This window comes from Pseudomonas sp. PDM04 (genome assembly GCF_014851765.1).
In the GTDB taxonomy this organism is placed as follows: domain Bacteria; phylum Pseudomonadota; class Gammaproteobacteria; order Pseudomonadales; family Pseudomonadaceae; genus Aquipseudomonas.
In genome coordinates, this window is record NZ_JACVAI010000006.1 from 336993 (window position 1) to 357332 (window position 20340).

Here is a 20340-nt window from a genome sequence, read left to right on the forward strand (position 1 = left end):
TCAGGCGCTGAGCGCGGCGCGCAGTTGGGCTTCGAGTTGCACGGCGTCCAGCGCCTGGCCGATCAGCACCAGGCGCGTGGTGCGCGCTTCATCGGCGCCCCACTGGCGGTCGAAGTGTTTGTCGAATCGCGTCCCGACGCCCTGGATCAGCAGGCGCATCGGTTTGTTCGGGATCGCCGCGAAACCCTTGACCCGCAGGATGTCGTGCTTGACCACCAACTGCGTCAGTGCGTCCAGCAGCAGGCTCTCGTCGGCGGGCGGCAGTTCGATGGAGATGGAGTCGAACGCATCGTGGTCGTGATCGTCCTCACCTTCATGGTGGTGATCGTGGTGGCTGTGACGGCTGTCGATGTGTTCCTCGGAACCGGCACCGAGGCCGATCAGGACGTCGAGGGGCAGGCGACCGCTGCTCGCTTCGATGACCTTGACCGCTGGCGGCAGTTCTTCGGCCACTTCCAGGCGCACGCGGGCCAGGTCTTCAGGGCTGATCAGGTCGGCCTTGTTGAGGATCACCAGGTCAGCGCTGGCCAATTGGTCGGCGAACAGTTCGTGCAGGGGCGATTCGTGGTCCAGGTTCGGGTCGAGTTTGCGCTGGGCATCGACCTGGTCCGGGAACGCGGCAAAGGTGCCGGCGGCAACGGCCGGGCTGTCGACGACGGTGATCACCGCGTCAACCGTGCAGGCACTGCGGATTTCCGGCCACTGGAACGCTTGCACCAGGGGTTTTGGCAGCGCCAGGCCGGAGGTTTCGATGAGGATGTGGTCGAGGTCGCCCCGGCGCGCAACCAGTTCGCGCATGACCGGAAAGAACTCTTCCTGGACGGTGCAGCACAGGCAGCCGTTGGCCAGTTCGAAAACGCGACCGACGGCCTCTTCCTCGGTGCAACCGATAGAGCACTGCTTGAGGATTTCGCCATCGATGCCCAGTTCGCCGAACTCGTTGACGATCACGGCGATGCGGCGGCCCTGGGCGTTGTCGAGCATGTGGCGCAGCAAGGTGGTTTTGCCCGAGCCAAGAAAGCCGGTAACGATGGTGACGGGAAGTTTGGCCAGTGTTTTCATCGGATGCCCTTTGGCAAGGTGGCGGGCATACGGGACGACAAGCGCTGCGACGAAGGCGCGCGCAAGAGTTTCGCCACCGGATCACCCCGCCCGGTTGTAGTGAGAATCTGGTTCGAGGCAGGTCTCCTGGCTGACAGTGTGCCGGGCGGTTGGCCCGGCATCCGCTGCGCCTTCCCGCGAACCCGGTGCAGCGGGCGTGCAGTGGCGTGGCAGCGAACAACACCGTTCACAGTTGCGGGGGCAGCCGCGGCATCGACCGCGTTCCCTTCTTAGCTTCGACAATGGCGAAGAACCTCGAACGGACAAGGCTACGCATCGTACTGGGGCGGGTCAATGAGTTGTAGCGACAGGGCCCGCCCCATCGCGAGCAGGCTCGCTCCCACAGCGGGTTTGCAAATGTCGCCTATGGGAGGGCGCGGGCTGGCTCGCGATGGCCGCGCTCGATTGCGAGTTGAGAACTGCTGCCAATTGACGCCCTGCCCCCGCCCATGCTCTCCTACACACCTTGTTACGGGTGCCCTTCACAGGGTGAAACGGGAAACCGGTGAATCATGTGCTTTACTCAAGGCCATGTCAGTCCGGTGCTGCCCCCGCAACGGTAAGCGAGCGAAGAATCACAGCCACTGTGCCGGCCATTCGGCATGGGAAGGCGATTCTTGCAGGTTTCGGCGTACGCCCAAGCCCCTCGCGAGCCCGGAGACCGGCCCGCAACACAAAGTGACGGTACGTTCACTGAAATAACAAACCCGCGGTGGGCGGGCGCTGTTTGGACTTCTGCGTGCCCGATGCGCAGGAGGCTTGCATGCGCTGCCTTCACCCGTTGACAGAACAGAGGGAAGCGCCATGTCGATCATCAGCAGCACCCACCAGAGCTCCACCAGCACCACCACCACGACCACCCTGAGCCAACGCCTGACCGCCGCTGTCTGCGCCTCGATCCTGGGTGCCTGCCTGGTTTACTTCGCCGGTTTCTCGCACATCGAAGCGGTGCACAACGCCGCCCACGATACCCGCCACAGCGCCGCCTTCCCGTGCCATTGAGACCTGCCGACATGATCAAGCGTATCGCGCAAACCGCAGGTTTCTCCGGGCTGCTGGCCGCCCTGCTGCTCACCCTGCTGCAAAGCTTCTGGGTTTCGCCGCTGATTCTGCAGGCGGAAACCTACGAAAAGGCCGAACCGGCCGCCGTTGAAGTGCATGAACATGCCGCCGGCACCGCCGCGCACACCCACGATGCCGAAGCCTGGGAGCCGGAAGACGGCTGGCAGCGCGTGGTGTCGACCACCGGTGGCAATCTGGTGGTGGCTGTCGGTTTCGCCCTGATGCTTGCCGGCCTCTACACCTTGCGCGCCCCGACCAAAACTTCCCAGGGCCTGCTCTGGGGCCTGGCCGGTTACGCCACCTTCGTCCTGGCACCGACCCTCGGCCTGCCGCCGGAATTGCCAGGCACCGCTGCGGCGGACCTGGCACAGCGGCAACTCTGGTGGATCGGCACTGCGGCCTCCACCGCCGTCGGCATTGCCCTGATCGCCTTCAGCCGTCACTGGCTGATGAAGCTGCTGGGCGTGGCGATTATCGCCGTGCCTCACGTGATCGGCGCCCCGCAACCGGAAGTGCATTCCATGCTCGCCCCCGAGGCCCTGGAAGCGCAGTTCAAGATCGCTTCGCAGTTGACCAACGTCGCGTTCTGGCTGGCCCTGGGCCTGATCAGCGCCTGGTTGTTCCGTCGCAAGCATGATGGTCAATACCACGCATGACCGTGGATAGCACAGCGCCGACCCTGGTGGTCGGCCTGGGCTGTCAGCGCGGCTGTCCCCTCAGCACGCTGCGAGCCTTGCTCGATCAGGCATTACAAGCCCATCAAGTCGAATTGCACCAGATCAACGCCCTGGCCAGCATCGACCTGAAGCGCGAAGAGCCGGGCCTGCTCGAACTGGCCGCGCAACTGGCACTGCCGCTGACGTTTTTCAGCAGTGAACAACTGGCCGCTTATCAGTCGCGCCTCAGCCACCGTTCCCAGATCGCCTTCGAACGCACCGGTTGTTACGGCGTGGCGGAAAGTGCCGCCCTCGCCCTCGCCGAACAACTCGCCGCGGCGCCTGCCACCTTGCTGATCAGCCGTCAGAAATATGCCCAGGCGACCTTGGCGCTGGCCCGCTCGACGTAGAATCCCCGATAATCCCACCCTTGATCATGAGCGATCTTCATCTGAAGGTTGGCCCAGCCCTTTTTTGACAGGAACCGACGATGACCGTCTATTTCATTGGCGCAGGTCCCGGCGACCCGGAACTGATCACCGTCAAAGGCCAACGCCTGATCCGCAGTTGCCCTGTGATCATCTACGCCGGCTCCCTGGTGCCCGCCGCCGTGCTGCAAGGTCACAGCGCCGCACAGGTGGTCAACAGTGCAGAACTGCACCTGGAACAGATCATCGAGCTGATCAAGACGGCCCATGCCAACGGCCAGGATGTGGCGCGGGTGCATTCCGGCGATCCCGGGCTGTATGGCGCCATCGGTGAGCAGATTCGCTATCTGCGTGAGCTGGATATCCCGTTCGAAATCGTCCCCGGCGTCACGGCGACGGCTGCCTGCGCCGCGTTGCTGGGTGCAGAGCTGACCTTGCCCGACGTGTCACAGAGCGTGATTCTGACCCGCTATGCCGACAAGACCGCGATGCCGGCCGGCGAGGAACTGGGCAGCCTGGCCCAGCACGGGGCGACCATGGCGATCCACCTGGGGGTCAACCACTTGCAGAAGATCCTTGCCGAGTTGCTGCCGCACTACGGTGCAGACTGCCCTATTGCAGTCATTCACCGGGCGACCTGGCCGGATCAGGATTGGGTGGTAGGGACAATTGAAGACATTGCCGGGAAGGTCGAAGCCAAGGGGTTCAGGCGCACGGCGTTGATTCTTGTGGGTCGGGTGCTGGGCAGTGATCAGTTCAGCGAGTCGTCGCTGTACCGGGCCGGGCACGCGCATTTGTATCGGCCATAGGCACCCTGCTTCGGCACATTTTCTCCATAAAAAAACGGCGCTCACGGGGCGCCGTTTTTTCATGCCGCAGCGAACACCTTAGTAGTAGGCGTTTTCTTTCTGCGTGTGGTCGGTCACATCACGAACGCCCTTGAGTTCGGGAATGCGTTCGAGCAAGGTGCGCTCGATGCCTTCCTTCAAGGTTACGTCGGCCTGGCCGCAGCCCTGGCAACCGCCGCCGAATTGCAGCACGGCGATACCGTCCTCAACCACGTCGATCAGGCTGACCTGGCCGCCGTGGCTGGCCAGCCCCGGGTTGATCTCGGTTTGCAGGTAGTAGTTGATGCGCTCGTTGACCGGGCTGTCGGCGTTGACCATCGGCACCTTGGCATTCGGCGCCTTGATGGTCAGCTGGCCACCCATACGGTCGGTGGCATAGTCGACCACCGCGTCGTCGAGGAACGCTTCGCTGAACGAATCGATGTAAGCGGTGAAGCTCTTGAGCCCCAGCGCGGTGTCTTCGGGTTTTTCTTCGCCCGGCTTGCAGTAGGCAATGCAGGTTTCGGCGTACTGGGTGCCAGGCTGGGTGATGAAGACGCGGATGCCGATGCCCGGGGTGTTCTGCTTGGAGAGCAGATCGGCCAGGTAATCGTGGGCGGCGTCGGTGATAGTAATAGCAGTCATGGAAACTCCTCACAGGCTTGGGCGCAGTTTACGCCAATCAACGCGCCGCACAAAGTCCTAGTATTTTTGTCGGGAAAGCGCGGGGCCGTCCTGGCCCGGAGGTTCGCCGTCAATCCGTTGCTTTAGCCACCGATAGCTGCATTTTTCCACCCATTCGTAGCTTGCCCACGACCCCACAGCAATGGCCAGCACGCAAACGACGAACATCAGATAGGGGTTTATGCCATAGCGTTGCGCCACGAAACCGCCCGCCGACAATACCAGCACGTGCATCAGATACACCGAATAGGAGCAGTCGCCGAGCCACTTCAACAGCCGCCGGTTCTCGAAAAAGCGCTCCAGCGCCATGCCTGCCATCACCAGTACCGCGCTGGGCAAGCCCCAGGCAAAGAATCGCGGTTGCGGCGGCAGCAGATAAATCGCCAGCAGCGCCCCCGCAATCCCCAGCAAAGGCAGGTACAAGCCGGGTTTGATCCAGCCCTGTCGATACGCCATGCCGATGGCCATGCCGAGCAGGAATTCGTAAACAATGTCCGAACGGTAAAATTCGCTGATCCAGCCATAGCCGGTCCACGCCTGGCACACCGCAAACAGCAGCGCCGCGACGATCAGCAGCCGAAGTTGCAGGCGGAACAACAGCGCCCAGGCGAACAGCAAGTAGAAGAGCACCTCGTAGTTGAGGGTCCAGCCGACATTCAGCGTCGGGTAGATCCCGTAACCACCGGGGTTTTGCGTCGGGATAAACAGCAAGGACAGCAACAGGTGCGACCAGTCGACCGTCTGATCCGGCAACACCGGCTGGGCGAAGACCACGATCAGTGCCATCAGCACCGTATACAGCCAATACGCCGGCACGATGCGAAACAGCCGGTACAGCAGAAAGCGCCCCGGCGGCAGCGATTTGCCCTCGGTGGACAGGAAAATCACCAGGCCACTGATGACAAAAAACACGTCCACCCCCACAGCGCCCTTGTCGATGAACAACTGACCGATCGGGCCACGGGCCTGGAAGTCGAAGAAAATCTGCATGAAGTGGTGGCAAACCACCGCCCAGGCCGCGAGGGCACGCAGTGCCTGTACTGAAATCAACATCGACGGTTCTCCGGATAGCTGTTGATCCTGTGCGGGTGCGAGCCTGCTCGCATGGGTTACCAGTCACCGTTGAGTCGACTGTCAAACCATCGCGACCAGGCTCGCTGCCACAGAAGGGATCGGCGGCGCCTTATACAATCCGACACCGGTAGCCATTCAAAGGTCGATCAAAGATTCTCGTAGCGGTTCATGTCCAGCACGCCCTCTTCCACCGGATCAGTCTCGTGGATGTACCGGCTCAGGTCATGGAAGTAGAACCAGAACTGCGGATGGCTGCGTCGGATACCCCAACGCTCGACGATCTTCTCGAAGCGGTTGGCGTCCTTGGCATTCTCCATGGCTTCGACGAAGGCTGGCACTTGGCCTGCGGGTATGTTGAACATGAAATTCGGGTAGCTGCTGAGCACCCCGGGGAAAATCGTCAGCGTATCGAGCCCTGGCTGATAACGCAGCGATTCGCCGAGCAGGAACGCAACATTGCTGTGGGCACGGTTGCGCAACAGGCTGTAGACCTCGCGCTTGCCACTGGCCGTCTCGATCCGCAGCATCGTCGCTTCCGGCAACTGGTCGATCACTTTCAGCCCGGCGGCAGGACGCGACGTCAGGCGGCTCAAGACCTGCTCGGCACTCTGCAGGTCGGGGTCGATGTTGGGGCGCGAGCAATACGCACCGTCGCAGCGGTTGATCGGGTCCGGCTTGGCATTGAGCTCGCCGTAGCGCGCCAGCAACTGCAGGGCGAAATCGCGTTTTGGGTCTTTTTCGTCGAGCTTCAATGCGGTGGGCTTGTCGTCGTCGATGTCTTCATAGTCCATCCACATTTTGAATTTGCCGCTGTCCTGATACCAGTCATCCAGGTAACCCTCTCGCGAGTCGGCCGGCATCAAGCGCAGGAAATTCAGCTCGGCGCCGTTGCGGATAAGGTCGAAATACAGGCGTGTCTGGGCCTGATGGGACACATTGCCGAACACGTCGAAGTTCACCGCCAACTGGTAGTACGTGCGCTCCAGCAGCGGAAAATCGAACAGCCACAGGGTCTGCGGCACTTCGCCAATCAGGCCCTTGGTCACGGCGGCGCTGTCGAAATGACGGAAAATGCTCAACAACGCGTTGTCGTTGCCGGCCCACAGGGTCGACCAGCTCGGTGCCGGCAAGTCGGCGTAGCTGTCACGGCGCAAGGCTTCGTATTGGTTGCGCTTGTCACGGTAGTCGCGCCACAGGCTGAGGACGCTGCCGACGTCATCGTTCTGCCCCGGCATCGCCAGCAATGGCGTGGCCTGGCCACGATAATTGGGGTCGGTGATGTACAGGTCGTGCTCCGGGGCCTGGAACAATGCCCAGAAGTTGTCGCGGATCACGTCCGTGGCAATCTGCCCACGGCACACCGGGCCGCGAATGAAGGTGCGCACGAAGTATTCGGCGTTATCGAGCATGAACTGATAGCGCGCCTGGGCCGGGATGGCCTCGAACGTGGTAAACGGGTTCGCCCGGCGCTCCGGTCCATAGCCTGGCAAGGCGTGGACCTGCCAGTTGCCGTTGTAGAACAGGCTTTTGATCCGCGCCATTTTCGCCGCGCTCAGCGGGTAGGTGATGTGGGTCTTGTGCACGATCACCCCCTGCACCGGCCACAGGCGGTAGTAATACTCGGAGCCTGGATCATCGTTCGGGCGACGGGTGTTGATCACGTCGATGGGTTGACCGGTCGGCGTGCGCGAGCGGACCCACTGAAAGAAATGCCCCGGCTCGCCATCCTTGAAATAAATGTGCGCGAGAAACCAATGCTCGAACAGCCAACGTCCCACCAGGCTTTGCCGGGCGCCCGGCGCGTTGAGCAGGTTTTCCCATTGCACCACCTGCAACGCTTCCTGCGCGCTCGGCACCAGGCCCCTCTCGTCAATCGGCGCTCCGGAAGCAAGCCAGCGCTGCAGGGTCTGGTATTGCTGATCGGTCAGGCCGGTCACCGCCAGGGGCATGCCCTGTTTCGGATGGGTGCTGGCATAGGTGTCGAACTCTGCCGGCATCGCGCAGGCGTTTTCGCGGTTGAGGCCCAGCACGATGTCTTCCGGCAACTTCGCATTGGCTTGCAGCGGCGTGCGGTGCCCGAACTCAAGCATCCGCGCCATCAGCGCCGCCTGGCTGCCCTGGGCGTCAAGCACCGAATAAAAGCCCTTCTGCTGCCAAGCACGCTTGCCGCTGGCGTCATAGAACAGCCGGGTGGGCGTCGCGGCCTGGGTGCGCTCGCCGTCATACACCGGCAACTTGCTGGCGCCGCGCGCCGCGCCTTCGCCGCTGCCCAGGTTGAGCTGACAGGCAGAGTCGTAGCAGGCATGGCAGGCCACGCACTTTTCGGTGAAGATCGGCTGGATATCGCGCGTGTAGGAAATCTCAGGAGCTGTGGCCAGGCCTTGCGCAACGGCGCCCCCACTTAAAAGCAGCAACACACTGCTGATGACGACGCGATACGACATGTTCCCAGTCCCGATCCTTGAAAAAACGCCGCGATTGTACAGACGCAGCGGCCCCACCAACATGAGCGATATTCATGCAAAAGCACGGCATGCTCTAAAAGCACGCAGGTTTGCTATGATTCCGCCCCTTCGTAATGGTCTTTCCGAGTAGTCCACATGTCCGATCGCAGCCTTCGCCTTCAAGCTCTCAAGCACGCCCTCAAGGAGCGCATTCTGATTCTCGATGGCGGCATGGGCACGATGATCCAAAGCTACAAGCTCGAGGAACAGGATTACCGTGGCAAACGCTTCGCCGATTGGCCGAGCGACGTCAAAGGCAACAACGACCTGTTGGTGCTGACACGCCCGGACGTGATCGGGGGTATCGAGAAAGCCTACCTGGATGCCGGTGCCGACATCCTGGAAACCAACACCTTCAACGCCACCCGGATTTCCATGGCCGACTACGGCATGGAAGCCCTGACCTACGAATTGAACGTAGAAGGCGCTCGCCTGGCACGCAAGGTCGCCGATGCGAAAACCCTCGAGACCCCGGACAAGCCGCGCTTCGTCGCCGGCGTGCTGGGCCCGACCAGCCGGACCTGTTCGTTGTCTCCGGATGTGAACAACCCGGGCTACCGCAACGTGACCTTCGACGAATTGGTGGAGAACTACACCGAGTCGACCAAGGGCCTGATCGAAGGCGGCGCCGACCTGATCCTGATCGAAACCATCTTCGACACCCTCAACGCCAAGGCGGCGATCTTCGCCGTGCAAGGCGTGTTCGAAGAGCTGGGCATCGAGCTGCCGATCATGATCTCCGGCACCATCACCGATGCCTCCGGCCGGACTCTTTCCGGCCAGACCACCGAAGCGTTCTGGAACTCGGTGGCCCACGCCAAGCCGATCTCGGTCGGCCTGAACTGCGCCCTCGGCGCCAGCGAGTTGCGCCCGTACCTGGAAGAGCTGTCGAACAAGGCCAGCACCCACGTTTCCGCACACCCGAACGCCGGCCTGCCCAACGAATTCGGCGAGTACGACGAACTGCCGTCGCAAACCGCCAAGGTCATCGAAGAGTTCGCCCAGAGCGGCTTCCTGAATATCGTTGGCGGCTGCTGCGGCACCACGCCTGGGCACATCGAAGCCATCGCCAAGGCCGTGGCCGGCTATGCGCCGCGCGAGATCCCGGACATCCCCAAAGCCTGCCGCCTGTCGGGCCTGGAACCGTTCACCATCGATCGCAACTCGCTGTTCGTCAACGTCGGCGAACGCACCAACATCACCGGCTCCGCCAAGTTCGCCCGGCTGATCCGTGAAGACAACTACACCGAAGCCCTGGAAGTCGCCCTGCAGCAGGTCGAGGCCGGCGCCCAGGTCATCGACATCAACATGGACGAAGGGATGCTCGATTCGAAGAAGGCCATGGTGACCTTCCTCAATCTGATTGCCGGCGAACCGGACATCTCCCGCGTACCGATCATGATCGACTCCTCGAAATGGGAGGTGATCGAAGCCGGCCTCAAGTGCATCCAGGGCAAAGGCATCGTCAACTCGATCAGCATGAAGGAAGGCGTCGAGCAGTTCATTCATCACGCCAAACTGTGCAAGCGCTATGGCGCGGCCGTGGTCGTCATGGCGTTCGACGAAGCCGGACAGGCCGACACCGAGGCACGCAAGAAAGAGATCTGCAAACGCTCCTACGACATCCTGGTCAACGAAGTCGGCTTCCCACCGGAAGACATCATCTTCGACCCGAACATCTTCGCCGTGGCCACCGGTATCGAAGAGCACAACAACTACGCCGTCGATTTCATCAACGCCTGCGCCTACATCCGCGACGAGCTGCCCTATGCGCTGACCTCCGGCGGCGTGTCCAACGTGTCGTTCTCGTTCCGGGGCAACAACCCGGTGCGCGAGGCGATTCACTCGGTGTTCCTGCTGTATGCGATCCGCAACGGCCTGACCATGGGTATCGTCAACGCCGGCCAGCTGGAGATCTACGACCAGATCCCGGCGGAACTGCGCGACGCCGTGGAAGACGTGATCCTCAACCGCACGCCGGAGGGCACCGACGCCCTCCTCGCCATCGCCGACAAGTACAAGGGCGATGGCAGCGTCAAGGAAGCCGAGACCGAGGAATGGCGCAACTGGGACGTCAACAAGCGCCTGGAACACGCGCTGGTCAAGGGCATCACCACCCACATCGTCGAAGATACCGAAGAGTCGCGCCAGTCGTTCGCGCGCCCGATCGAAGTGATCGAAGGCCCGCTGATGTCCGGCATGAACATCGTCGGCGACCTGTTCGGCGCCGGCAAAATGTTCCTGCCGCAAGTGGTGAAATCCGCCCGCGTGATGAAGCAGGCCGTTGCCCACCTGATCCCGTTCATCGAACTGGAAAAAGGCGACAAGCCGGAAGCCAAGGGCAAGATCCTGATGGCCACGGTCAAGGGCGACGTGCACGACATCGGCAAGAACATCGTCGGCGTGGTGCTGGGCTGTAACGGCTATGACATCGTCGACCTGGGCGTGATGGTGCCGGCGGAAAAAATCCTGCAGGTGGCCAAGGAAGAGAAGTGCGACATCATCGGCCTGTCCGGCCTGATTACGCCGTCGCTGGACGAAATGGTCCACGTGGCGCGCGAGATGCAGCGCCAGGACTTCCACCTGCCGTTGATGATCGGGGGCGCCACCACCTCCAAGGCGCACACGGCGGTGAAGATCGAGCCCAAGTACAGCAACGATGCGGTGGTGTATGTCACGGACGCCTCCCGCGCCGTGGGCGTCGCCACGCAGTTGCTGTCCAAGGAACTCAAGGCCGGTTTCGTCGAGAAGACCCGCGAGGAATACATCGAGGTGCGCGAGCGCACCGCCAACCGCAGCGCCCGCACCGAACGCCTGAGCTATGCCGCCTCGATCGCGAAAAAGCCGCAATTCGACTGGAGTACCTACACCCCGGTCAAGCCGACCTTCACCGGGACAAGGGTGCTGGACGATATCGACCTGAAAGTGCTGGCCGAGTACATCGACTGGACGCCGTTCTTCATCTCGTGGGACCTGGCCGGCAAGTTCCCGCGCATCTTGCAGGACGAAGTGGTCGGTGAAGCCGCGACTGCCCTGTACGCCGATGCCCAGGAAATGCTCGCCAAACTGATTGACGAGAAATTGATCAGTGCCCGTGCGGTGTTCGGTTTCTGGCCGGCCAACCAGGTACGCGACGATGACATCGAGCTCTACGACGATCATGGCAAGCCGCTGGCCAAGTTGCATCACCTACGCCAGCAGATCATCAAGACCGACGGCAAGCCCAACTTCTCACTGGCCGACTTCGTTGCACCGAAGGACAGCGAGCTCACCGACTACGTGGGCGGCTTCATCACCACCGCCGGCATCGGTGCCGAGGAAGTGGCCAAGGCCTATCAGGATGCGGGCGACGACTACAACTCGATCATGGTCAAGGCCCTGGCCGACCGCCTCGCCGAAGCCTGCGCCGAGTGGCTGCACCAGCAGGTTCGCAAGGATTACTGGGGTTACGCCAAAGACGAAGCATTGAACAACGAGGCGTTGATCAAGGAGCAATACAGCGGCATCCGCCCTGCTCCGGGTTACCCGGCCTGCCCGGATCACACCGAGAAAGCCACGCTCTTCGCCCTGCTCGACCCCGAAGCCGCCGAAATGCGCGCCGGCCGCAGCGGCGTGTTCCTCACCGAACACTACGCCATGTTCCCGGCGGCAGCGGTCAGCGGCTGGTACTTCGCCCACCCGCAGGCGCAGTACTTCGCCGTGGGCAAGATCGACAAGGACCAAGTGCAGAGCTACACCTCGCGCAAAGGCCAGGAATTGAGCGTGACCGAGCGCTGGTTGGCGCCGAACCTGGGTTACGACGACTGACGGGGCCTGCCCCACGTCCTGCCCTGCCCCTGTGGGTGCGGGCTTGCTCGCGATAGCGGTAGTCCCGTCGACATCATCGTCGGCTGTGCCGCCGTCTTCGCGAGCAGGCTCGCTCCCACAAGGGGCTCAGTTGCCGCGCAAACAGCCGGCCTCCCCACCCCGCCCCCCACAGAGAGCCCGCCAGGGATCGCAGGATTGGCTATGCTCAATGGGCTTACGTCAAGACGAGGGGTTTATGGACGATCCAATCGACAACAAGCCGCCGACCTTCTGGCAAATGCTGCACAGTGTCATGGCTGCGGCGTTCGGGGTGCAAAGCGGGAAGAACCGTGCCCGAGACTTCACCCACGGCAAGCCCAGTCATTTTGTGATCCTGGGAATTCTGTTCACAGCGGTGTTCGCCCTGTCGCTCTACGGCATCGTGCAACTGGTGCTGCTGCTGGCCGGGGTCTAGCGCATCAGGGTCTGCAGGTTGAACGGGTAGCGATAGGACGACGGCCGGCCCTTTGCGGACAGGCGACGGAAGTTCACCTCGTAGTCCGGTGAGTCGCCCATGGCCAGCATTCGCTTCGCGGTAGCCGTGTCGATCAATTGCAGCAACGGGATCTGTCGATCCCGCCCGCCGTAACGGCCGATGTCCACGCCCCGGTCGATGTCGTGCAATTGCACCAACGCCCAGCCACCGAGGGTGAAATGCCCACCCACCAGCACGCTCAGGCGGCCCTGCACTTTTGCCTGCAACGCCGCGGCGGAGGTATTGACCGCGCTGAACAACACATCCTTTCCGGGCACGCTACCCGCCTCGGCATACGCCTGCATGGCACCAAAGGCCATTTCGTCATTGGCTGACCACACCAGCGAAACATTCGGGTAACGGTGGCGCAGCAGTTTCGCCTGTTCGTAGGCCCGTTTGCGCGTCCAGCCACCGTAGACCAATTGCCGCAAACGCACTTCGGGGTGCTCGGCCAGTGCCCGCATCATGCCTTTCTCGCGCAGTTGCGCCGACGGGGTGATCTTCAGGCCGGAGAACGCGAGCAATTCAATCGAATCACCGGGCGCGACTGGCGGATGCTGGCGAACCAGCTCCTTGAGCATCAGGTAACCACCCTCCTCGTCATTGGGCACCAGGCTGCCCAGGCGATCCGGACGCTCACCGAGCATGCTCATCTGATTGGCCGTCAGCGACGCGTTGACCATGAACAGTTTCACACCGCTGCCCTGCGCCAGCCGCAGCACTTGCGGGGCGATGTACTGTTCGTTGGCGAAGAGCAGGTAGTCAGGACGATCAGGACCTTGCAATGCCTGGCGGGCCTGCGCCACCGTCAGCTCCGGCATGCGCCGGGAATAAAGAATGCGCAGGTCGATGCCCAGATCACGGGCGGCCGCCTGCATGAACTGCGAGTAGCTGACCCAGAACGCTTCGTCCACATCCCCGGGATTGAGGAACAGCACCGACTCCGCACGCGCGGCAGAACCGTAACCTGCGCCCAGCACCAGCAGGAAGGTGTAGAAAAACTTCAGCATGGATCGTCCGAGCCCCCGGAAATTCGCCGCGCATTATAGCCAGCGAATCCCGTTTAACGGTGCTAATCCCACAGATTGTCCGACAATTTGTCGGACCAGGGCCCGGACCGGGTCAATTATTGATGGCTGACCCAGAACACGGCCGTGCCTACGACCAGGATGATCAGAAACAGAATGGCCCAGGCATCGACCGTACTGTCAGGCTTTGAAGCTTTGGTAGGGTTGCTCATTGCATCGCCTCTTGTCGGTTTTATCGGTGATTGCACGAAGACTCGAGCAGAGTAAAGACGACGATTGCCCATACTACAAATGCGGGTATAGCAATAACGATTCTCGTTAGTCGTTTTGGTTCTTTACATATACTCAAACATCACTTTTGCGCATAACTCCAAACTGGTATCTTGCCCCGGCTCCGTATGGAGTGCGCGGCCGTGCGCGCAGAATTGCCGAGGCAGTATCGGAGTCTTCAGCCAGCGACAAACGCAACTGGATCCGACCGGCCCAGCCTGAGAACAGGACTTATATGTACGTATACGACGAGTACGATCAGCGGATCATCGAGGACCGCGTCAAGCAGTTCCGTGATCAGACCCGACGCTATCTGGCAGGCGAGCTGAGCGAGGAAGAGTTTCGCCCCCTGCGCCTGCAGAACGGGCTTTATATCCAGCGTTTCGCCCCGATGTTGCGGGTGGCGGTGCCTTATGGCCAGTTGACCTCGCGCCAGGTGCGCATGATCGCGAAGATTGCCCGCGACTACGACAAGGGCTACGCCCACATCAGTACCCGGCAGAACATTCAGTTCAACTGGCCGGCGCTGGAAGACATCCCGGACATCCTGGCTGAGCTGGCGACCGTGCAGATGCACGCGATCCAGACCAGCGGCAACTGCCTGCGCAACGTCACCACCGACCAGTTCGCCGGTGTCGCTGCCGACGAACTGATCGACCCGCGTCCATGGTGCGAAATCGTTCGTCAGTGGACCACGTTCCACCCGGAATTCGCTTACCTGCCACGCAAGTTCAAGATCGCCATCAACGGATCGACCTCCGACCGTGCGGCCATCGAAGTTCACGACATCGGCCTCGAGCCGGTACGCAACGCGGCCGGCGAAGTCGGTTTCCGCGTGCTGGTGGGCGGTGGCCTGGGACGTACGCCGGTGGTCGGCGCGTTCATCAATGAATTCCTGCCGTGGCAAGACCTGTTGAGCTACCTCGACGCCATCCTGCGTGTCTACAACCGCTATGGCCGTCGTGACAACAAGTACAAGGCGCGGATCAAGATCCTGGTCAAGGCCCTGACGCCTGAAGTGTTCGCCCAGAAAGTCGACGCGGAAATGGAGCACCTGCGCGGTGGCCAGACCACGTTGACCGAGGCCGAAGTGCATCGCGTCGCCAAGCACTTCGTCGACCCGGACTACAGGGCGCTGGACAACCAGAGCGCCCAACTGGCCGAGCTCGACCAGCAGCATCCGGGCTTTGCCCGCTGGCGCAGCCGCAACACCCTGGCGCACAAGAAGCCGGGTTATGTGGCGGTGACCCTGTCCCTGAAGCCGACCGGCGTCGCGCCGGGCGACATCACCGACAAGCAGCTGGACGCCGTCGCCGACCTGGCCGAGCGCTACAGCTTCGGTCAACTGCGCAGCTCCCACGAGCAGAACATCATTCTGGCCGACGTTGAACAAAGCCAGCTGTTCACCCTCTGGGGCGAATTGCGCGAGCAGGGTTTTGCCACGCCGAACATCGGCCTGCTGACCGACATCATCTGCTGCCCTGGTGGCGATTTCTGCTCCCTGGCCAACGCCAAGTCGATCCCGATCGCCGAATCGATCCAGCGCCGTTTCGACGACCTGGACTACCTGTTCGACATCGGTGAACTGGACCTGAACATCTCCGGCTGCATGAACGCCTGCGGTCACCACCACGTGGGCCACATCGGCATTCTCGGGGTAGACAAGAAAGGCGAAGAGTTCTACCAGGTGTCCCTGGGTGGCAGCGGCAGCCGCGATGCCAGCCTGGGCAAGATCCTCGGCCCGTCCTTCGCCCAGGACGACATGCCTGACGTGATCTCGAAACTGATCGACGTGTACATCGAACAACGTACCGAAGACGAGCGTTTCATCGACACCTACCAGCGTATTGGCATCGACCTCTTCAAGGAACGCGTCTATGCAGCGAATCATTAAGAACAACGAAGTCGTCGACGAAACCTGGCACCTGCTGCCCAAGGACTTCAACATCGACGAAATCAGCAACTGCGACGACTACATCGTACCGTTGCAGCTGTGGCGCGAACACGGCCGCATGCTCAAGGCCCGCGATGGCGGCCTGGGTGTGTGGCTGGATGCCGACGAAGAAGCCGAGGAAATCGGTGAAGACGCCAATCAGTTCCAGGTCATCGCCTTGAACTTCCCGGCCTTCACCGACGGTCGCAACTACTCCAACGCCCGCCTGCTGCGTGACCGCTACGGTTTCAAGGGCGAGCTGCGGGCGATTGGCGATGTGCTGCGCGACCAGCTGTTTTACCTGCATCGCTGCGGGTTCGACGCCTTTGCATTGCGCGCTGACAAAGACCCGTACGAAGCCCTTGAAAGCCTCAAGGACTTCTCGGTGACCTATCAGGCCGCCACCGATGAACCGCTGCCGCTGTTCCGTCGTCGCTGAGCCGCACCGCGCTGACCAGGCGAGGCCCTGATCCCCAACGGGATCAGGGCCTTGTCGTTTCAGGGCTGGCCCTGTTCCACCGGGAACGGTCGGCCAAGGGCAACCCAGTCGTTGTAAACCCTTGCACGCCCTTCCAGTACCGTGAGAACCGCAATGGGGTTATCCAGCGCCCCTGACGGCACAGGCCCGCTCTCGATCAGCCGCTCCCACAATGCCTGGGAGGCATCGGCCTCGTTCAACAATCGCCAGACCCGCGCCTGCAGATCCAGGTAATTGACCTGAAAATCCGCAGTGAGCGTCAACGTGTTGATCGACCCTAGAAACCGTCCGCCACGCGGCTTGAGTGCGAGCCGATGCCAGACCTGCAAATGCGCTTCGCGCTGCCCCGGCGCAATGACGTTCAACCAGGCGGCCGGGTCCGAATACTGCGCGTCCTGCGCACGCAGCCACAGGTTGAGACCGGTTCGCTCCCGATGCCGGACCAATCGCTGCAGGGTGTCCTCATCGGTCAGCGGGTTGTTCCACAGCAGTACGCGGTCCCTGGCGATGGCCTGATTGAGGATGGCCTGCGGGACACGGCGGATCTGGTTGTTGCGTAGGTCCAGTGTGGTCATGTACGGGTGCTCCATGATCCCCACCGGACACGCGCGGATGCCGGTGTCGTTGAGTTTCAGCACCCGCAGCTGGTCCATCCCCACCACCACGGGAGGCACCCCCAGCGGGTTGTGACTCAAGTCCAGATCGTGCAGATGGGCCAGCGAGCTCAATTGAGCGGCGGTATTTTCCCGAAACGTCAACTGGGTCGAACGCAAGTTCAACGAGGTCAGGTGCTGCAACTGGGTAATCGTCGATGGCAAGGCCCCTTCCAGTTGCCCATTGATATCGGGCAGTCGCAGGTCGGTGTCTTCGAGATTCAGGGTGCGCAAGTTCGCAAAGTGTTCCAGAAAACCGTTCAGCGTCGCGCGTTCAAACACATGGATTTTTTCCAGGTTCAACCCGACCACGTCGTTGAAGCGGACATTGAGCACCGGCAGTCGATGAAATTCTTCGCGGCTCATGTCCACCGTATAGCCAGCGACATGATCCCCGGAATACAGGCTGCCCTCCTGGGGCGCCTGTTTGCGCAGGATGGCAATCAGCTCATCACCCACTTCGACGCGGGCCTCGACCTCGGACGCCATCGCTGCCTGGACCCGCTGGGCATTCAATTGTCCAAGCTGAACCAGGTCGAGCGTCTCGGTGCCCGGGTCGCCCATCTGCAGCAGGGGGATGTCCATCATTTCGATATCCTGCGCGACCTGTGCAATCCATTCGTCGAGGCCCACGCACAGCTGGTGCAGTTGCTGTCTGGCCCTGTCGAAATGCGCCTGAGCCCCGTCCCCGAGCGCTTGCAACAAGGCCTCGGCGTCGTCATTGGAAAACTCCGGGTAGGCCTCCCTGACCTGCAACCTCATCATCGCGCGCGTCAAGTCGGCGCCCTGAGGGGTTTGCGGAAAAACCCCGCCACGCAAACCCTGAGCCTCGAACGGCAAGCGCGAGTCCATCCTGCCCAGTCCCAGGGCCAGTTCCGAGCGGGAGATCGGCCGCTCGCCGAGCCTGAGCCTCAGCGCTGCCCCGGGATGCACCGCTGGCAATTGCAACGCCGCGCGTTCCTCCTCGGAAAGCAGCCCGACGATGGCCTCATGAAAATCGCTGGCGCCGGTTGAAAAACCGTAAGCCCGATAGCCGCTTGCGGACTTGATCAGGCGCCGGCAATCGGGCGTATCCAGTGGGCCGCAGTGATCCAGCAGGCGACCGCCGCTGGCATCGTCGAACACTTCGATCCGTACGCCTTGTGGCCATCCGGGCAGTTTTTTCAGCGAGTGCAAGGCCAGGGTGTCCGACTCGGGGCTGGACACAGAACGAAGATAGAGGCCTTCATAAGCCCGATTCAGGCGCACATGCTGCTGGTACTGGCGTGCCTTGCTGTCCAGCTGTCGGAACAGGTGCCTGGCTTGCTCGGCGTCCGGTACTGCGGTGAAGTCGATGCCGTAGCGGTCGAGCATTTGCTCAACGGCGGCCTTGGGCACACCGGGGTATTGCCGTTGGAACAATCGAACCCATTCGTGCCCCGATTGCTGCAGGCTCTGGTAGCGGCTGCTGAACAACGCGCTGCGTTCGGCGCGCGAATCGGCCAGCCCGGCGACCTCCTGGTCAATCCGAAAGCGCTCGACAGTGTCCGCCAGCAGGGGCGTCGGCGGTCGCCCGGCCTGCATCAGGCGCAGCATGTCATCGTCGATGGCGCTGACCCTGCCAATCTGCGCCAGCACCTCGTCACTGAACGTCCCGGCGGGCGCGCCGATGCCGCGCAAAAGCTCCACACGCGTGGGCATTGGCAGTTTTGGGGGGGCGCTCAGCGCCACATCGGCAATCGGTCCAGGGGTCAATTCGCCCTCGCCGACTTCTCGGCTCAGCACGCCCGTTTCGACGCCATCACGAGCGATCGAGGCTGCGTCGGCGGCTAGCGGCAACGCATTGAGCAAGCCGAACACCGTGCGGCTGGCACCCTGCGCGCGCTGGCTGGCCGTCTCGCCGTTGAGCGCCTGATCCAGCCCATAACCGGCGTCGATGAGACCCGCCAAAGCCATCACGCCCTCACCGCCCGGAACAAACAACGCCAAAGGGCCGAAGCGGTTGACCCATTGCACGATCGGTTCAACGTACGCTGTCAGGTTGTCACGGTTGACCTGAGCATCGTTGCGGATGGTTGTGACGCTGTCCTGGGCAGCTTGCTTCATGGTCAGCACCAGTTGCGCAAAGGGATCGGTAGCCGAAGGTGGACAGTCGAATCCGATGTAGTCAGCAGGGTCCCAGTAACCATCGTTGTTGAAGAAACCGGCCTCCTTGCTCAACCGGTGCCGTGACGGATACAGCGCCATGCCGTCCAGTGCGGTGATGACACCGGCGTGGAAGGTGCCGTCGCGACGATCGTCTTCGGCGAAGTGCGCCGCCAGCGCCTGTCGGGTTGCAGCGTTTTTTGCCTGGTGCACAACCCATTGTCGTAAATGGCCGGGGTCGGAAAACTCGTGCAGGGGCGAAGAGTTGCCGGGCACGTACATCAGCATCCGGCCGCTGGTGCGGTGCCGATAGCACCAGATATCCGTGGCGGTGTAGCGATAGAGCCTCAGCCGGCTGGCTTCGACCTGCGACGACAGCCGTGTCGGCGCTTGCAATTGCGCCATCGTCAGGGCGCCCCATGTCTGGTCCGGCGCCAGCCCCGCCGCCTGCATTGCCAGTTCCAGGCCCTTGTCCGTCAGGCCATTTTCGTGATGTTGCAGCCAAGCCGTCATGACAAACGCAGCTTTGGTCGACGTTCTCAGGGGATAGGGCTTGCGCCCGAGAATCACTTCATCAACGGGCCAGGCCTGATCGACATAGGCCTGATACAACTCGTCGAAAAACAGTGTCCAAACCCATTGTTTGAAATCTGCCGGCCGCAGGTTGATCTGCGTCTGCGGTCCAAAGGTTTGCGGCGCCGTATGCCGGTAGATGCCTTCATAGGTGCGGTGGTCATCGGTCGGTTCGGGCCCCTCGACGATGCGCACTGCCGGACCGACATCCGGCGGTGTGTACAACCCGAAGCCGGTCTCGCCAAACCGACCGTCCCCCACGGTCTGGTAGTTGGACAACAGCACATGCACCAGGGACTGCGAACTCGCGACGCGCCCTTCATGGCGACCTTCGAGTCCGGCACGTAACCAATAGTCGTAATGCAATGTCACCAGTTGCGCAGTCTGCGGGTCGAGATCCAAGCCCCACTTTTCACGGATCTTCTGTTCGGCGAAGCGGGCCGGGGTTTGTGGCAGCGCAACATCGACCGCTGCCCGCAGCTCGTCACGCAGGCGCGGTGCCGGTGACGAGTCAGGCGCGACCGGCAAGGAGAGCGCTGGCTGTGCTGATCGATCGAAAATAACGCTTTGTCGAGCGGGCGTCAGGGTGGGCGGTGTTGCGTGGTGCGTGTTCACATCCATGTT

General features: G+C 62.0%; 14 protein-coding genes and 2 riboswitches. Of the genes, 8 read left to right on the top strand and 6 right to left on the bottom strand.

The window, feature by feature from the left end; genetic code table 11:
- Positions 1–1062 carry a cobalamin biosynthesis protein CobW gene (gene cobW, locus IB249_RS23540; protein ID WP_192308137.1) on the bottom strand — a complete coding sequence of 354 codons (1062 nt, stop codon included), beginning with the start codon at positions 1060–1062 and terminating at the stop codon, positions 1–3.
- 98 nt (positions 1063–1160) lie between these two features.
- Positions 1161–1374: riboswitch (cobalamin riboswitch) on the bottom strand.
- Positions 1375–1557: 183 nt separating this feature from the next.
- Positions 1558–1786, top strand: a riboswitch (cobalamin riboswitch).
- A 119-nt stretch (positions 1787–1905) separates the two neighbouring features.
- Here cobW and IB249_RS23545 point away from each other — a divergent pair.
- From IB249_RS23545 to cobM, 4 genes are all read left to right on the top strand, one after another.
- A complete protein-coding gene (locus tag IB249_RS23545) occupies positions 1906–2103 on the top strand; it encodes a CbtB domain-containing protein (protein WP_192308138.1) in 198 nt (65 codons plus the stop codon).
- Between the two features lie 11 nt (positions 2104–2114).
- Positions 2115–2819, top strand: coding sequence for a CbtA family protein (locus IB249_RS23550; RefSeq protein ID WP_192308139.1), 705 nt, complete (start codon positions 2115–2117; stop codon positions 2817–2819).
- Positions 2816–3229: a cobalamin biosynthesis protein gene (locus IB249_RS23555; protein WP_192308140.1), complete on the top strand. Its 414-nt coding sequence runs from the start codon at positions 2816–2818 to the stop codon at positions 3227–3229. The genes IB249_RS23550 and IB249_RS23555 overlap by 4 nt, the downstream gene beginning before the upstream one ends.
- 80 nt (positions 3230–3309) lie before the next feature.
- Complete coding sequence (gene cobM, locus IB249_RS23560; protein WP_192308141.1) at positions 3310–4056, top strand: precorrin-4 C(11)-methyltransferase; 747 nt, start codon at positions 3310–3312, stop codon at positions 4054–4056.
- Positions 4057–4134: 78 nt separating this feature from the next.
- Here the strand turns inward: cobM and nfuA are convergent, their stop codons facing one another.
- From nfuA to IB249_RS23575, 3 genes are all read right to left on the bottom strand, one after another.
- Positions 4135–4719, bottom strand: coding sequence for a Fe-S biogenesis protein NfuA (nfuA, locus tag IB249_RS23565; RefSeq protein WP_003225494.1), 585 nt, complete (start codon positions 4717–4719; stop codon positions 4135–4137).
- A 57-nt stretch (positions 4720–4776) separates the two neighbouring features.
- Positions 4777–5811 (bottom strand): acyltransferase family protein, encoded by a 1035-nt coding sequence (locus tag IB249_RS23570; RefSeq protein WP_192308142.1) that lies wholly within the window; start codon positions 5809–5811, stop codon positions 4777–4779.
- Positions 5812–5978: 167 nt separating this feature from the next.
- The gene (locus IB249_RS23575) at positions 5979–8276 is read right to left on the bottom strand and encodes a fatty acid cis/trans isomerase (protein WP_192308143.1); all 2298 of its coding nucleotides are present in this window, start codon (positions 8274–8276) and stop codon (positions 5979–5981) included.
- A gap of 156 nt (positions 8277–8432) precedes the next feature.
- Here IB249_RS23575 and metH point away from each other — a divergent pair, with 156 nt between their 5' ends.
- The gene (gene metH, locus IB249_RS23580) at positions 8433–12143 is read left to right on the top strand and encodes a methionine synthase (RefSeq protein ID WP_192308144.1); all 3711 of its coding nucleotides are present in this window, start codon (positions 8433–8435) and stop codon (positions 12141–12143) included.
- Positions 12144–12378: 235 nt separating this feature from the next.
- Positions 12379–12597: a DUF2970 domain-containing protein gene (locus IB249_RS23585; RefSeq protein WP_192308145.1), complete on the top strand. Its 219-nt coding sequence runs from the start codon at positions 12379–12381 to the stop codon at positions 12595–12597.
- On the opposite strand, the gene IB249_RS23590 is transcribed toward IB249_RS23585, so the two are convergent.
- Positions 12594–13667, bottom strand: a complete 1074-nt coding sequence (locus IB249_RS23590; protein WP_192308146.1) for an ABC transporter substrate-binding protein — start codon at positions 13665–13667, stop codon at positions 12594–12596. The two genes, IB249_RS23585 and IB249_RS23590, sit on opposite strands and share 4 nt — an antisense overlap.
- Before the next feature lie 523 nt (positions 13668–14190).
- Here IB249_RS23590 and IB249_RS23595 point away from each other — a divergent pair.
- Together IB249_RS23595 and IB249_RS23600 are read left to right on the top strand one after the other, a co-directional pair.
- A complete protein-coding gene (locus tag IB249_RS23595; protein ID WP_192308147.1) occupies positions 14191–15849 on the top strand; it encodes a nitrite/sulfite reductase in 1659 nt (552 codons plus the stop codon).
- On the top strand, positions 15833–16327 hold the full coding sequence (locus IB249_RS23600) for a DUF934 domain-containing protein (RefSeq protein ID WP_192308148.1): 495 nt from the start codon (positions 15833–15835) through the stop codon (positions 16325–16327). The genes IB249_RS23595 and IB249_RS23600 overlap by 17 nt, the downstream gene beginning before the upstream one ends.
- Positions 16328–16386: 59 nt before the next feature.
- Here IB249_RS23600 and IB249_RS23605 read toward each other — a convergent pair whose 3' ends face one another.
- On the bottom strand, positions 16387–20337 hold the full coding sequence (locus tag IB249_RS23605; RefSeq protein ID WP_192308149.1) for a dermonecrotic toxin domain-containing protein: 3951 nt from the start codon (positions 20335–20337) through the stop codon (positions 16387–16389).
- Positions 20338–20340 lie beyond the last annotated feature (3 nt).

Excerpts from the sequence above, each read along its gene's own strand:
- IB249_RS23585 (WP_192308145.1), top strand. The coding sequence starts at position 12,379 with ATGGACGATCCAATCGACAACAAGCCGCCGACCTTCTGGCAAATGCTG.
- IB249_RS23605 (WP_192308149.1), bottom strand. The coding sequence starts at position 20,337 with ATGGATGTGAACACGCACCACGCAACACCGCCCACCCTGACGCCCGCT.
- IB249_RS23575 (WP_192308143.1), bottom strand. The coding sequence starts at position 8,276 with ATGTCGTATCGCGTCGTCATCAGCAGTGTGTTGCTGCTTTTAAGTGGG.
- metH (WP_192308144.1), top strand. The coding sequence starts at position 8,433 with ATGTCCGATCGCAGCCTTCGCCTTCAAGCTCTCAAGCACGCCCTCAAG.
- IB249_RS23595 (WP_192308147.1), top strand. The coding sequence starts at position 14,191 with ATGTACGTATACGACGAGTACGATCAGCGGATCATCGAGGACCGCGTC.
- IB249_RS23550 (WP_192308139.1), top strand. The coding sequence starts at position 2,115 with ATGATCAAGCGTATCGCGCAAACCGCAGGTTTCTCCGGGCTGCTGGCC.
- IB249_RS23600 (WP_192308148.1), top strand. The coding sequence starts at position 15,833 with ATGCAGCGAATCATTAAGAACAACGAAGTCGTCGACGAAACCTGGCAC.
- IB249_RS23590 (WP_192308146.1), bottom strand. The coding sequence starts at position 13,667 with ATGCTGAAGTTTTTCTACACCTTCCTGCTGGTGCTGGGCGCAGGTTAC.
- cobW (WP_192308137.1), bottom strand. The coding sequence starts at position 1,062 with ATGAAAACACTGGCCAAACTTCCCGTCACCATCGTTACCGGCTTTCTT.
- nfuA (WP_003225494.1), bottom strand. The coding sequence starts at position 4,719 with ATGACTGCTATTACTATCACCGACGCCGCCCACGATTACCTGGCCGAT.
- IB249_RS23545 (WP_192308138.1), top strand. The coding sequence starts at position 1,906 with ATGTCGATCATCAGCAGCACCCACCAGAGCTCCACCAGCACCACCACC.
- IB249_RS23555 (WP_192308140.1), top strand. The coding sequence starts at position 2,816 with ATGACCGTGGATAGCACAGCGCCGACCCTGGTGGTCGGCCTGGGCTGT.
- IB249_RS23570 (WP_192308142.1), bottom strand. The coding sequence starts at position 5,811 with ATGTTGATTTCAGTACAGGCACTGCGTGCCCTCGCGGCCTGGGCGGTG.
- cobM (WP_192308141.1), top strand. The coding sequence starts at position 3,310 with ATGACCGTCTATTTCATTGGCGCAGGTCCCGGCGACCCGGAACTGATC.